Genomic DNA, 13,209 nt, shown 5'->3' with positions numbered 1-13,209 from the left:
CCGGTAATTCATGGCTAAGTACTTTATAGATCGCCCCATATTCGCATGGGTTATCGCCATTATTATTATGTTGGCGGGCGCACTTGCGATAATGAAACTGCCCGTAGCGCAATATCCGACCATTGCGCCACCGGCAATTTCGATCTCTGCCAACTATCCAGGCGCCGATGCAACCACGGTTCAGAATACGGTAACTCAGGTTATCGAACAGAACATGAACGGCATCGATGGCTTGCTGTATATGTCTTCCAGCAGCGACTCGTCCGGTAGCGTACAGATCACTCTGACCTTTAACGAGGGTACCAATCCGGATATCGCGCAGGTTCAGGTGCAGAACAAACTGCAACTGGCCATGCCGCTGTTACCGCAAGAAGTACAACAGCAAGGCGTTAGCGTCGAGAAATCCAGCAGCAGCTTCTTAATGGTTGCCGGCTTTATTTCCGAAGATGGCACCATGCAGCAGGAAGATATCGCCGACTACGTGGGCTCGAACATTAAAGATCCTATCAGCCGGACCTCAGGCGTGGGTGACGTTCAGCTGTTCGGTTCCCAGTATGCGATGCGCATTTGGATGGACCCGCACAAGCTGAACAACTACAAGCTGACGCCGGTTGACGTTATCAATGCGATTAAAGTGCAGAATAATCAGGTGGCAGCAGGTCAGCTCGGTGGTACACCGCCAGTGCCAGGCCAGCAGCTTAACTCGTCTATTATTGCGCAAACCCGTTTGACCTCTGCAGAAGAGTTCAGCCAGATCTTGCTGAAAGTGAACACCGACGGCTCTCAGGTACGCCTGAAAGACGTCGCAATCGTCAAATTGGGAGCGGAAAGCTACAGCGTTATCGCTCGTTTCAACGGTAAACCTGCGGCAGGTATCGGTATCAAACTGGCTACCGGGGCTAACGCCCTGAACACTTCGGCGGCAGTTAAAGCCGAACTGGCCAAGCTGCAGCCGTTCTTCCCAGCCGGCCTGAAAGTAGTTTACCCGTACGACACCACGCCATTCGTTAAGATTTCCATCAACGAAGTGGTGAAAACGCTGGTCGAAGCGATCATCCTGGTATTCCTGGTTATGTATTTGTTCCTACAGAACTTCCGGGCTACCCTGATCCCAACTATCGCCGTACCTGTGGTGCTGTTGGGGACGTTCGCCATTCTTTCCGCCTTTGGCTATTCGATAAACACTCTAACGATGTTCGGGATGGTGTTGGCGATAGGGCTATTGGTGGATGATGCTATCGTTGTGGTAGAGAACGTCGAACGTGTGATGCAAGAGGAAGGGCTACCGCCGAAAGAAGCCACCAAGAAATCCATGGAGCAGATTCAGGGCGCATTGGTGGGGATCGCGATGGTGCTTTCTGCGGTATTCATCCCAATGGCCTTCTTCGGTGGTTCTACCGGTGCGATTTACCGTCAGTTCTCTATTACCATCGTTTCTGCCATGGTGCTGTCGGTTCTGGTGGCGTTGATTCTGACACCGGCACTGTGCGCCACTATGTTGAAACCTATTCCTAAAGGTTCACACGGCCCGAAAACTGGTTTCTTCGGTTGGTTTAACCGGATGTTCGAAAAGAGCACCCATCATTACACCGACAGCGTAGCTAACATCCTGCGCAGTACCGGCCGTTATCTGGTGATCTATCTGGCGATTGTTATCGGCATGGGCGTGTTGTTCCTGCGCCTGCCAACGTCATTCCTACCAGAAGAAGATCAGGGCGTATTCCTGACCATGGTTCAGCTACCGGCTGGTGCTACGCAAGAGCGTACCCAGAAAGTGCTAGACCACGTGACGGATTACTATCTGGACAAAGAAAAAGACGTAGTTAACTCGGTCTTTACCGTTAACGGCTTCGGTTTCAGCGGACAGGGGCAAAATACCGGTTTGGCGTTCGTCAGCCTGAAAAACTGGGATGAACGTCAGGGCGAGGAGAATAAGGTACCGGCTATCGTTGGCCGCGCATCTCACGCCTTCTCGCAAATCAAAGACGGTTTGGTATTCGCCTTTAACCTACCGGCGATTGTCGAGTTAGGTACTGCGACCGGCTTTGACTTCCAACTGATTGACCAGGGTAACCTGGGGCATGAAAAACTGACTGCGGCACGTAACCAACTCTTGGGTATGGCGGCTCAGCATTCAGACATGCTGGTAGGCATGCGTCCAAATGGTTTAGAAGATACGCCTCAGTTCAAAGTGGAAGTTGATCAAGAAAAAGCCCAGGCCCTCGGCGTGGCTATTTCCGACATCAATACCACTCTCGGTTCCGCTATGGGTGGTAGCTACGTGAACGACTTTATCGACCGTGGTCGTGTGAAGAAAGTTTACGTGCAGGCCGATGCACCGTTCCGTATGTTACCGAGCGATATCGATAAGTGGTATGTTCGCAACAACGTGGGTGAAATGGTGTCGTTTGCCACCTTCTCTACTGCGAAGTGGGAGTATGGTTCACCGCGTCTGGAACGTTATAACGGTTTGCCATCAATGGAAATTTTGGGTCAGGCTGCACCGGGTAAAAGTACCGGTGAAGCGATGGACCTGATGGAACAACTGGCGTCTAAATTGCCAAGTGGTATCGGTTATGACTGGACCGGTATGTCCTATCAGGAACGTCTGTCTGGTAACCAGGCTCCGGCGCTGTATGCCATCTCATTGATTGTGGTATTCCTGTGTCTAGCCGCGCTATACGAGAGCTGGTCAATTCCGTTCTCCGTTATGCTGGTGGTTCCGCTGGGTGTAGTCGGTGCGTTACTCGCCGCTTCTCTGCGTGGATTGAACAACGACGTTTACTTCCAGGTGGGCCTGTTGACAACCATTGGCTTGTCGGCCAAAAACGCCATCTTGATCGTTGAGTTCGCCAAGGACTTAATGGAGAAAGAAGGTAAAGGGCTGATCGAGTCTACGCTGGAAGCGGTTCGTATGCGTCTGCGTCCGATTTTGATGACCTCACTGGCCTTTATCCTCGGGGTAATGCCGCTGGTTATCAGTAGTGGTGCAGGTTCAGGCGCTCAGAACGCGGTAGGTACTGGCGTCATGGGCGGGATGGTAACCGCAACCGTACTGGCGATCTTCTTTGTTCCGGTGTTCTTCGTGGTGGTTCGCCGCCGTTTCAGCAAGAAAAATGAAGATATTGAACATAGTCATCCGGTTGACCATCAGGTTAAGTAATGTTTAACCCGCGATAACACTTTGTAAAAGGCCGCTCAGCGGCCTTTTTCTTGCCTGCTATTTCACGAAATTTTAATCCCCCCTTCTCAAGCACGTATCTGACGATGCGCCTCATCAGTCATCATTTTTCCATTGTTTGCATTTTTGGCTTGAAAGCGCTTATTTCTCGGCGCATAATTATTGTTATAGTATAACATTACATAGAGGTCATTATGAGAGCCGGCATTCACCCAGCCTATCGCACCGTCGTATTTCACGACACCAGCGCCGACGTTTACTTCACCGTAGGTTCGACCATCGCCACCGAACGCACGATCGCATTCGAAGGCCAGACCTACCCTTACGTCACTTTGGATATTTCTTCCGCTTCCCATCCTTATTACACCGGGAAACAAAAAGAATTCTCCAAAGAAGGCAGCACCGCGCGCTTCCAGCAGCGTTTTAGCAATTTTTTCAAGAAAAATAACTGATCTGGGAATCCACCATGCAAGTGCTTAGTTCATTACGTTCAGCAAAAAACCGTCATCCAGACTGCAAGATTGTCCGTCGCCACGGCCGGGTATTTGTTATTTGTAAAAGCAATCCGCGCTTCAAAGCGGTTCAGGGAGGAACTAAAAAGAAACGTTAAGCTCAATTTACCAACTGTATTGTGGTTGTTGTCTGTCGATAAAAAGCCTCGTTGCTGCCCAACGGGGCTTTTTCTTTACCGTAAAACTCACTATGTGGTGCTTTCAGAAGTGTTGGAGTCCCCCTGCCTTTAGCAGACAGGGGGAAATAGTTATTTCATACTGGCGACGATAGTATCGACATTATGTTTGAACGCTTCCGCATAGGTAGCTGCCGGGCCAGTTTTCTGAGATAGCGCTTCAGGAAACAGCTCACCTCCAGCCTGAGCCCCGCTGGCTGCGGCTATCTGCTTCACTAAACGCGGATCGGTTTGATTCTCAATAAAATAGGTTTTTACCTTTTCCTGTTTGATTTGCTTAATCAAATTGGCCACGTCGCTGGCGCTGGCCTCGGCTTCGGTGGAAAAACCAACGGGTGCCAAAAAGGTGACGCCGTATTCCTGTCCAAAATAACCAAAAGCGTCATGGCTGGTCAGTACTTTGCGTTTTTCAGCGGGAATACCGGCAAACTGGGCTTTTGCATAGGCATCCAGTTTTTCCAATTTCTGGATATATTCTGTACCATGTTTACGGTAATAATCTGCGTCATCAGGATCGGCAACGATCAAAGCATTCATCACATGCGTGGCATATTGAATACCATTTTGCATACTGTTCCAGGCGTGGGGATCGGTCACTTTTTTCCCCTCCTCTTCCATTTTTCGTGAATGAATACCCTCTGAAAGTGTCACCACTGGCCCTTTATAGCCAGAAGCCGCAATAAGACGATTCAACCAACCTTCCAGACCCAGCCCGCTGACAAATACCACGTCAGCCTGAGAAATCTGTTTGCTATCTTTTGGCGAGGGGGAAAAACTGTGTGGATCGCCGTCCGGCCCAACTAGCGTAGTGACGTTCACATGCTCACCACCGATTTGTTGCACAATATCTCCTAGAATAGAAAAACTGGCGACGGCTTCGATAGTTTTAGCCATAGCCAGCGGGCTGGACAGCAGGGCAGCGACCGCCAACGCGATAGGTAAACGCTTCATTTAATTCTCCTTTAAAGCACACACTTCTAATCGCGCGCCACGGCCCAAATGCCGCCGCGCGAGCCAAACAAAATCGAAATAAAGAAAATAATGCTGGCACTAAGCACAATAGCCGGTCCGGCGGGCAGTGAAGCGTAGTAAGACCAAATCAAGCCTACAATGCTAGAAATCATGCCGATCAGCACTGAAAAAGCTAAAGTATGAGGTAAATCCTTCGCCCAAAAACGCGCACTGGCCGCAGGTAACATCATCAACCCAACCGACATCAAGGTGCCTAGAATCTGGAAACCGGCGACCAGATTGACCACGACCAAAGCAAGAAAAATGCCATGCACCACCATCAACCAACGCCCCATACTGACGTGCAGGAAGATCGGATCGAATGATTCGATCACCAAGGCCCGATAAATCAGCGCCAGCACTAACAGCGAAAGGCTCGCGATAATGCCCACCATGGTCATCGCGGCGGTATCAATAGCCAGAATAGAACCGAATAACACATGCAATAAATCCATGCTGGAACCGCGCAATGAAACCAAAGTGACGCCAAGTGCTAGAGAACCCAAATAAAAACCGGCGAAACTGGCGTCCTCTTTTAACGGCGTTTTACGGCTGACTAGCCCTGATAGCATGGCAACCGCCAGTCCAGCGATAAATCCACCAATGCCCATCGCAACCAGCGATACGCCAGAAATCAGGTAGCCAATAGCCGCTCCAGGTAATACCGCGTGGGAAAGCGCATCCCCTACCAGACTCATTCGTCGTAGCAGTAGAAAAACACCAAGCGGCGCGGCGCTTAAAGACAAAGCCAGACAAGCAACCAACGCTCGCCGCATAAAACCGAAATCGACAAAAGGGTCGGCTAATAGATGAAACAAAGTCATGGCTGGGCTTCCACAGACAGATTATTTTGATTGGAAAGGTTTTGGCCAGCTTCAGCGCGCTCGGCAAATAAGCGTTTAGATTCATCCCAGCGACAATATTCAGCGGTTAACTGTAATACTCGTGGAAAATGCTGCGCTACCATCGACATATCATGCAAAACGGCAATAATGGTTCGCCCTTCCTGATGGAGTTGCTGGATAACGTTTAACAGTAAGCACAGAGTCTGATTATCAATCCCGGTAAAAGGCTCATCGAGCAGTAATAAAGGAGCCTGCTGTACCAATAACCGGGCGAAAAGCACCCTCTGCAACTGCCCGCCCGATAACTCCCCAACGGGACATCTGGCCATATCCAGCATGCCGACGGTGTCCAAAGCCTGCTTGATGCGTTGTACCGATTGACGACTCAGGCCGCCAAACATCCCACTTTGTGGCCAGCATCCCATCGCGACGACATCGAACACAATAATAGGGAATTGGCGATCCAATTCGGCTTGCTGTGGTAAATAAGCCATTCTGGGGATCGTCTTGTCGCCAAAGACTATTTTTCCGCTTAACGCTGGCTGTAATCCGGCCAATGTCTTAATTAAGGTGGATTTGCCTGCGCCATTTGCGCCAATCACTGCGGTGAGCGATCCGTGGGCAAAACAGCCGGTAAGAGGAGCCGTGACCGGCTGCAGCCCATAACCAACCTGTAATTGTTGCAAAGTTATCATGGCAGTGCATTCGCCCAATGAATGGCTGACCACAATAAGATCAGCACGGTTATCATGCCAAACGTGCGCAGCCATGATGAAATTGAAAATAGCGTTCGATTCGGCACAGAAAGCGACGCTTTATAGTGATGGGATTTACACATTAAGAAAATATCAGTGAGCTTAAATTGATATATTATAACATCACATTAAATTATAAGATTCAATACTCAAGATGATGTTGATGCGTAATTTAGGTAACAAAGAGTGAGATAACGCGGAGAAAGGGCAGTTAATGCGAAGAATTCAGAGCGGTAAGCCTGTGGCTATCGCAGGCAGAAGATTGTGGTATAAACTATAAATCGACATTTAATTTAATTTAAAATAATTCGTAACAGTAAATTAAATTATCTTTACCAAATGACATCTAGTAAGCCGACTATACTGTTTGGTATTCTGAAAGGATAATTATCGCAATATCTCATGACTTTTAGTTATCCATGTGTAAGCCTGCATCGCCCCATCATGGGCTTCCCATCACATTAACCGGTCAACTGATGAATTTAGTCTTAAATTTTTCTTCTACTAACGGCGAAATAATTGGTAAATATTAGGAAATCATGACTATCACTCGTTAAGATTAAACAATATTAAGTCTCTCTTGAGGTATTACTCTACATTGCTAAGCTGTTTATTTGGCTAATAATATTACGTATTAGAATTATTTAAAAACCACTTAAATCATATGGGTAACAGGCTGTATCAGGAGGTTTACTCCCTGCCCTTGCCTTTTGATACATTAAAGAAATTAATTAGCCCATAAGCGAACAATTAATGAACAAAGAAATCCGAGGAGACTTCTCCCGCTGCCATAGCTCTGCTTCACAACTGCGTCAGATAATAAAAGATAATATCAGCACGATTGAAGAAAACCTGACGTCTGGGCTAATGTATTATTCCGAAGATGCCCGCTACGTCGCAGGCTCATTAGAAATCCTTGAGATTAAGAGCATTCAGCTTAACGATTATTCAATGACTTACCGTTATCAGTGGTATATTTTTAACGCCTGTCTTGATATCAACACTCAAGATTACATTACTAACGCTGTAACATTTATTGTACATCCTGAAAAAATAATCTTTGATATAATAGATTATGACAAACCCTCTACCGCTGATGAATTGTAAGATTAAGTAATAAAGATAGAGCAGTGACTGAAAAAATGATTTATATTTGTTGTACGGCAGACTTATTTACTTCCTGGCTGTTTACCTGTTCGTATAATGATTATCAGTCTACTCACTATGTGTTATCGCACCGATGAAGAGTTAACGGAGGGGATGATATGGATGAGTACTCGCCTAAGCGACATGATATTGCTCAGTTGAAATTCTTATGTGAGAATTTGTATGATGAAGGTATTGCCACATTAGGCGATAGTCACCACGGCTGGGTTAACGATCCGACCTCTGCGATAAATTTACAGTTAAATGATTTTATCGAGCACATAGCTTCATTTGTGATGAGTTTTAAAATAAAATACGCGGATGAAGCCGACCTATCCGAGTTAGTGGAGGAATATCTAGACGATACTTATACACTGTTTAGTAGTTACGGAATCAATGACCCGGAATTGCGTCGCTGGCAGAAAACAAAAGACCGATTATTCAGACTATTCTCAGGGGAATACGTCTGTACCCTGATGAAAAATTAAGGGATAGTTGCCCTATAATTTCTTTATTTATATATTGAGAAGAATTTCCATTATGACCAAAACTGACTATCTGATGCGTTTAAGAAAATGCACAACAATTGACACTTTAGAACGTGTTATTGAAAAAAATAAGTATGAACTATCTGATGACGAACTGGAATTATTCTACTCCGCCGCAGATCACCGCCTGGCCGAGCTAACCATGAATAAACTGTATGACAAAATTCCTGCGACTGTTTGGCAGCATGTAAAGTAAATCGCTTAGCGCTGGTTAAGACGAACAACGTTGAGCCGATAACCCTATCGGCTGCAATGGGGGTGATGATTTAACGGTTATCATAAACCATGTAAAAACTCTTTTCTGTCTGTACGGTTATTTACATAACCCGGTACAAGCCCCCCTTTGCGCCAATATTTTATATCTAATTTCGTCAAATCCAGTTAAAAATAGCCTTTTATCTAAAACAATAATGGTTAACATCAAGGTTTAGGCATTATGGTTAATTACTAAAAATTCAATTCTTATAAGAAACATCACAACGTTCTTTCCCCGTAGTGTTATAAAAACATCCATTCTTGTCATTGATAAACTATGGGTGTGACAAAGAGAGATATCTAAATACAAAATGTATTGAGCATATTGGGCCTTTGTCTCGGTTAAACGATACAGGCCGCGGGGAGAGATATCAAACGCGGGTGAATTGCTGCAACGGCGTAAAGCTATTAAGTAATCTAAATAGTGAGATAGGAGTCGTTAGGCACGAGAAGTTGGATGTAAATGGTGCGATATGAGAAGCAGAATAGATTTAGGTAAGCCAGAATTGGTGGAGACCCTGCCAGCTACATCCCGGCACACACCTCGCCTGCTACGGCTGCTTCCTTCCGGACCTGACCGAGTTCACAAGTTAGTGTTGCGGGAGAACCAACAGGGCCTCCATTGACAGCTCCTGATACTCCGAAGCGGTGGGCATTATTGACCATGCCCCGCTAAATAGCAAGACAACCCGCATCAACTGGTGGTTTCTTACCCAATAAAGGGCTAGCGACCATCGAACATATGTTTCTCGCAGCTCTGAGGATATTGCATGATAATAATTCCCGGCACTCGCATTCATTGAAAAAGAGATCCGCAAAGTATGGAACAGGAAGAAGATAGTTTCCGTCAGCGCGTATTTCATGTGGTATCCGCTATTCCTTTTGGTCAGGTTACCACTTATGGTGCCATAGCGCGGCTGTGCGGCTCGCCACGGGCGGCCAGACAGGTCGGCGGAGTGCTGAAACGCCTGCCGGAAGGCACTAGCCTGCCCTGGCATCGCGTCATCAATCGCCACGGTGAAATCTCACTAACCGGCGAAGATTATTTACGTCAGAAAAAAGCCTTGCTAGCGGAAGGTGTAACTTTTGAAGATCGAGGATATATCGACCTTAAACGATTTGGCTGGCGTTGGTAATAGCGGAAAATAAAAGCAGAAAAATAAAAACAGTATGGGAAAATGCACCTTAGCATCTATTCCATACTGCTTTTATGTCATTCTCAGAGGATGATTAAGGTGCAGTCTGAATTGGTGCGGAGGTTACTGGTACTAATACCAGATCCGCATTTGTCCCCTGACCACGGTTAATCACTTCCTGAATGGTATCAGTGATAAATAATAACTGGCCATTCTGAGTTATCGCCGCACTAAGGATAATCCGAGCGTTAGGCGTAATTTCCGCAGGATTAAACGGTAGTACGAAGGTAAAAGGTGCCTGCTTGCCGTCGGTTCGTACTGCGCGCTGAGCAATCACTTTGGAAGGAGCATCGGCCAAAGAAGCATCAGACAAAGTTACCGTAATGACTGCATCAGGTGGCAATGCCACGCGTTCGCGAATATTTACGGTACCTCTGACCGATGGCTGTGCAATAGCGGCCGGGGTCGCTGCAGTGTTTCCTGCCGTCTGGGTAGGAATTTCTGCGCCGTGATTCGCGCAACCCGCTAAGCTTACCGTTAATGCTGCGCCGCCAACTATCTGCCATAGTTTCATAGGGTCGTCTCCTTCTTATTATCCAAATGCCGGTGACTAATCGAAAATCCGGCTCTTAATAAGTGGCTTCAACCACCTAGACAGGTAATTATAGCATAAAACGCTACCTAGCGTTTCAGACATCCAGCCTAATCATTCAGTTATCAATTAGTTTCTCTACAAACAATAGTTTATATAGTGAATTAATAGCAATACATTGACGAGCGACCTAATAATTCAGCACACTATGCTGAAAGAAAACACAGAGGGCCACACTATGGGTCAAGCACTACAAAAGCTCCTCAACTTGATTAATCTGGAAAAGATCGAAGAAGGTCTTTATCGTGGCCAAAGCGAAGACTTAGGGCTGCGTCAGGTATTTGGCGGACAGGTTGTCGGCCAAGCAATTTATGCTGCGAAACAGACCGCACCAGCCGATCGCTACGTTCACTCTTTCCATAGCTATTTTCTTCGCCCCGGCGACAGCAGCAAACCTATCGTTTACGATGTGGAAAACCTGCGAGATGGCTCCAGCTTTAGCGCACGCCGCGTCAGCGCTATTCAAAATGGCAAACCGATCTTCTTTATGACCGCGTCATTCCAAACGCCTGAAGAGGGATTTGAGCATCAGAATGAGATGCCGGATGTGCCACCGCCGGAAGGTTTAATATCGGAAGCGGAAATCGCCAAAAATCTGGCGCACCTGATTCCAGAAAAGCTGCGGGATAAATTTATTGGGCACCAGCCGATTGAAATGCGGCCGGTTAAATTCCATAACCCGTTGAAAGGCCACAAAGAAGAACCACTGCGTCACGTATGGTTCCGTGCTAACGGTCAGATGCCGGACGATCTGGATATCCACCAATATTTGCTGGGCTATGCGTCTGATTTTAACTTCTTGCCGACGGCGCTTCAGCCTCATGGCATCGGTTTCCTCGAGCCAGGAGTACAGATTGCCACCATCGACCATTCTATGTGGTTCCATCGCCCATTCCGCCTGGACGAATGGTTGTTGTATACGGTAGAAAGCACTTCAGCTTCCGGCGCTCGCGGCTTTGTTCGCGGTCAGATTTACAATCGCCAGGGTGTACTCATTGCCTCTACGGTGCAGGAAGGAGTTATTCGTCTACGCGGCTGATGGGTATTCCTGCCGCTGATTCATTCGGTTTTACTTCTTTCTTACCTCATTAATCAACGAAGGGGCGAAATCAATATCGCCCCTTCGCTATCATCGCTAAATATGTCTTATCTCGAACCCAAATTCTTACTGGTTATAAGCATTTTCACCGTGGCTGTTAACGTCCAAACCTTCGCGTTCCTGCTCTTCTGGCACTCTCAAGCCAACGATAACATCGGCAATTTTGAAAGCGATAAATGCGACAACGCCAGACCAGACAATACACACGCCGATACTGAAGAGCTGTACGCCGACCTGATGCCCCATGGTAACACCAGCCGCATAACCGGTACCTCCCAGTGATGAGGCGGTAAACACGCCGGTAAGTATACAACCTACGATACCGCAGACGCCGTGTACGCCAAATACATCACAGGTATCATCAACACGTAGCCATTTCTTGAGTAATACCACGCCCCACAACCCAGCAACGCCACCGACTAAACCAATAAGCAGCGCGCCACCAACACCCACGGTGCCCGCAGCCGGCGTGATAGCGACTAGACCCGCGATACAGCCTGAACAAGCGCCGAGCAACGATGGTTTTCCGCGTAAAATCCACTCAGCAAATACCCAAGATAAAATAGCGCCAGCTGTTGCCACCACGGTATTAATAAAGGCCAATGCGGCAATTTCATTTGCTGAACTGGCAGAACCAGCATTAAAGCCAAACCAGCCGATATACAGAATCGCGGTACCGGTAAAGACCATAGGCAAATTGTGAGGTTTAAAGGCTTCTTTCCCAAAGCCCGCACGTTTGCCCAGCATATACGCACCGACTAAACCGGCTACCGCTGCGTTAATATGCACCACGGTGCCACCGGCAAAGTCCAGCGCGCCATCCTGCGCCAAAAAACCGCCGCCCCACACCATATGCGCCATAGGTAAATAAGAGAACGTTAGCCAGATCAGAGTGAAAATAAGCACCGCAGAGAAGCGGATACGTTCAGCAAAGGCTCCAACAATCAACGCCACAGTAATACAGGCGAATGAAGCCTGAAACGCAACGTGAATCAATTGATAGAAAGTGCCGCTCAGGTTGGTCAAGCCAATGCCTTTCAGCATTGCCATTTCGAAACCACCGAAGAATGCGTTACCGGAGCCGAAAGCCAGACTGTAACCGTAGATAATCCACAGTACGCAGACCAGAGCGAAAGTAACCATCACCTGCGTCATCAGCGACAGCACGTTTTTTGAACGAATCAAGCCGCCGTAAAACAAAGCGATGCCGGGGATAGTCATGAACAACACCAACGCGGTGCAGATCATCATAAAGGCGTTATCGGCTTTATCAGCGACCGCAGGCGCGGCGGCCATAGCCATTGAAGGCAATATGGCTACTGCGCTCAGGCCCAACACGGATAAAAGTTTTTTCATTATCAACCCATCCCTAATCACTAAATTTGAGCCTGAAATCAGAGCGCTGCTTCGTCTGTTTCACCGGTACGAATGCGAATAACCCGTTGCAACTCGGCAACGAAAATTTTGCCATCACCGATCTTGCCGGTGTAGGCCGCTTTGCTGATGACATCAATGACTTCATCCAATTGATCATCGGCAATAGCAATGTCTATTTTGACTTTCGGTAGGAAATTAACGCTATATTCAGCCCCACGATAAAGTTCAGCATGTCCTTTCTGGCGACCAAACCCTTTCACTTCAGTTACGGTCAGCCCCTGAATACCTATGGAGGATAAGGCTTCACGCACATCCTCAAGTTTGAATGGTTTTATTACCACGGTAACCAGCTTCATATTTGCCCCTTCTCGAATTAAGTCCGAATGCCGTCTGCCACATCAGGGATAAAGCAAAGGATGTGCCATAAATAAACTAGCGAAGAATTTATTGATAAAAAGAGGGTTGAGGATGGATTATCGACTTGAGTATAGGTGTGAATCTCACCGCAGCGGAGAC

Annotated in this window: 14 protein-coding genes and 1 other RNA gene; 8 read left to right on the top strand and 7 right to left on the bottom strand. The window is 47.3% G+C overall.

Annotated features, from left to right (window positions below; genetic code table 11):
• The first annotated feature begins 10 nt into the window (after nt 1-10).
• The 3 genes from acrB to ykgO all read left to right on the top strand — a co-directional run bounded on the left by acrB (nt 11) and on the right by ykgO (nt 3,791).
• On the top strand, nt 11-3,163 hold the full coding sequence (gene acrB, locus AD970_RS10695; protein WP_049598584.1) for an efflux RND transporter permease AcrB: 3,153 nt from the start codon (nt 11-13) through the stop codon (nt 3,161-3,163).
• 212 nt (nt 3,164-3,375) lie between these two features.
• Nucleotides 3,376-3,633, top strand: coding sequence for a type B 50S ribosomal protein L31 (locus tag AD970_RS10690; RefSeq protein ID WP_049598582.1), 258 nt, complete (start codon nt 3,376-3,378; stop codon nt 3,631-3,633).
• A gap of 14 nt (nt 3,634-3,647) precedes the next feature.
• Nucleotides 3,648-3,791 (top strand): type B 50S ribosomal protein L36, encoded by a 144-nt coding sequence (gene ykgO / locus AD970_RS18880; protein ID WP_071889688.1) that lies wholly within the window; start codon nt 3,648-3,650, stop codon nt 3,789-3,791.
• Nucleotides 3,792-3,941: 150 nt separating this feature from the next.
• Here ykgO and AD970_RS10685 read toward each other — a convergent pair whose 3' ends face one another.
• Genes AD970_RS10685 through AD970_RS10675 form a run of 3 tightly spaced genes read right to left on the bottom strand, consistent with a single transcriptional unit; the run spans nt 3,942 to nt 6,420 of the window.
• A complete protein-coding gene (locus tag AD970_RS10685; protein ID WP_049598580.1) occupies nt 3,942-4,820 on the bottom strand; it encodes a metal ABC transporter substrate-binding protein in 879 nt (292 codons plus the stop codon).
• 26 nt (nt 4,821-4,846) lie between these two features.
• A complete protein-coding gene (locus AD970_RS10680; protein WP_049598578.1) occupies nt 4,847-5,704 on the bottom strand; it encodes a metal ABC transporter permease in 858 nt (285 codons plus the stop codon).
• Nucleotides 5,701-6,420 (bottom strand): metal ABC transporter ATP-binding protein, encoded by a 720-nt coding sequence (locus AD970_RS10675; RefSeq protein WP_049598714.1) that lies wholly within the window; start codon nt 6,418-6,420, stop codon nt 5,701-5,703. The genes AD970_RS10680 and AD970_RS10675 overlap by 4 nt, the downstream gene beginning before the upstream one ends.
• Before the next feature lie 813 nt (nt 6,421-7,233).
• Here AD970_RS10675 and AD970_RS10670 point away from each other — a divergent pair.
• The 3 genes from AD970_RS10670 to ymoA all read left to right on the top strand — a co-directional run bounded on the left by AD970_RS10670 (nt 7,234) and on the right by ymoA (nt 8,370).
• Entirely contained in the window at nt 7,234-7,587 is a 354-nt protein-coding gene (locus AD970_RS10670; RefSeq protein WP_049598577.1) for a hypothetical protein, read from the top strand.
• 158 nt (nt 7,588-7,745) lie between these two features.
• Nucleotides 7,746-8,114: an Hha toxicity modulator TomB gene (gene tomB / locus AD970_RS10665; RefSeq protein ID WP_049598575.1), complete on the top strand. Its 369-nt coding sequence runs from the start codon at nt 7,746-7,748 to the stop codon at nt 8,112-8,114.
• Between the two features lie 52 nt (nt 8,115-8,166).
• On the top strand, nt 8,167-8,370 hold the full coding sequence (gene ymoA / locus AD970_RS10660; protein WP_038243726.1) for an expression modulating protein YmoA: 204 nt from the start codon (nt 8,167-8,169) through the stop codon (nt 8,368-8,370).
• Between the two features lie 575 nt (nt 8,371-8,945).
• On the opposite strand, the gene ffs is transcribed toward ymoA, so the two are convergent.
• Nucleotides 8,946-9,042: signal recognition particle sRNA small type (gene ffs / locus AD970_RS18875), an RNA gene on the bottom strand.
• A 208-nt stretch (nt 9,043-9,250) separates the two neighbouring features.
• Between ffs and AD970_RS10655 the strand changes: the two genes are divergently transcribed.
• Complete coding sequence (locus AD970_RS10655) at nt 9,251-9,565, top strand: MGMT family protein (RefSeq protein ID WP_049598573.1); 315 nt, start codon at nt 9,251-9,253, stop codon at nt 9,563-9,565.
• A gap of 94 nt (nt 9,566-9,659) precedes the next feature.
• Here AD970_RS10655 and AD970_RS10650 read toward each other — a convergent pair whose 3' ends face one another.
• On the bottom strand, nt 9,660-10,139 hold the full coding sequence (locus tag AD970_RS10650; protein ID WP_049598571.1) for a YbaY family lipoprotein: 480 nt from the start codon (nt 10,137-10,139) through the stop codon (nt 9,660-9,662).
• Between the two features lie 256 nt (nt 10,140-10,395).
• Here AD970_RS10650 and tesB point away from each other — a divergent pair, with 256 nt between their 5' ends.
• On the top strand, nt 10,396-11,256 hold the full coding sequence (tesB, locus tag AD970_RS10645) for an acyl-CoA thioesterase II (protein ID WP_049598569.1): 861 nt from the start codon (nt 10,396-10,398) through the stop codon (nt 11,254-11,256).
• A 126-nt stretch (nt 11,257-11,382) separates the two neighbouring features.
• Here tesB and amtB read toward each other — a convergent pair whose 3' ends face one another.
• Together amtB and glnK are read right to left on the bottom strand one after the other, a co-directional pair.
• Nucleotides 11,383-12,672 carry an ammonium transporter AmtB gene (gene amtB, locus AD970_RS10640; RefSeq protein WP_049598568.1) on the bottom strand — a complete coding sequence of 430 codons (1,290 nt, stop codon included), beginning with the start codon at nt 12,670-12,672 and terminating at the stop codon, nt 11,383-11,385.
• 38 nt (nt 12,673-12,710) lie between these two features.
• Nucleotides 12,711-13,049, bottom strand: coding sequence for a P-II family nitrogen regulator (gene glnK / locus AD970_RS10635; RefSeq protein ID WP_009114005.1), 339 nt, complete (start codon nt 13,047-13,049; stop codon nt 12,711-12,713).
• Nucleotides 13,050-13,209 lie beyond the last annotated feature (160 nt).

The sequence above is a fragment of the Yersinia nurmii genome (assembly GCF_001112925.1).
Lineage (GTDB): Bacteria > Pseudomonadota > Gammaproteobacteria > Enterobacterales > Enterobacteriaceae > Yersinia > Yersinia nurmii.
Note: the sequence above shows the minus strand (reverse complement) of the source record. Positions and strands in the feature narration are given on the sequence as shown.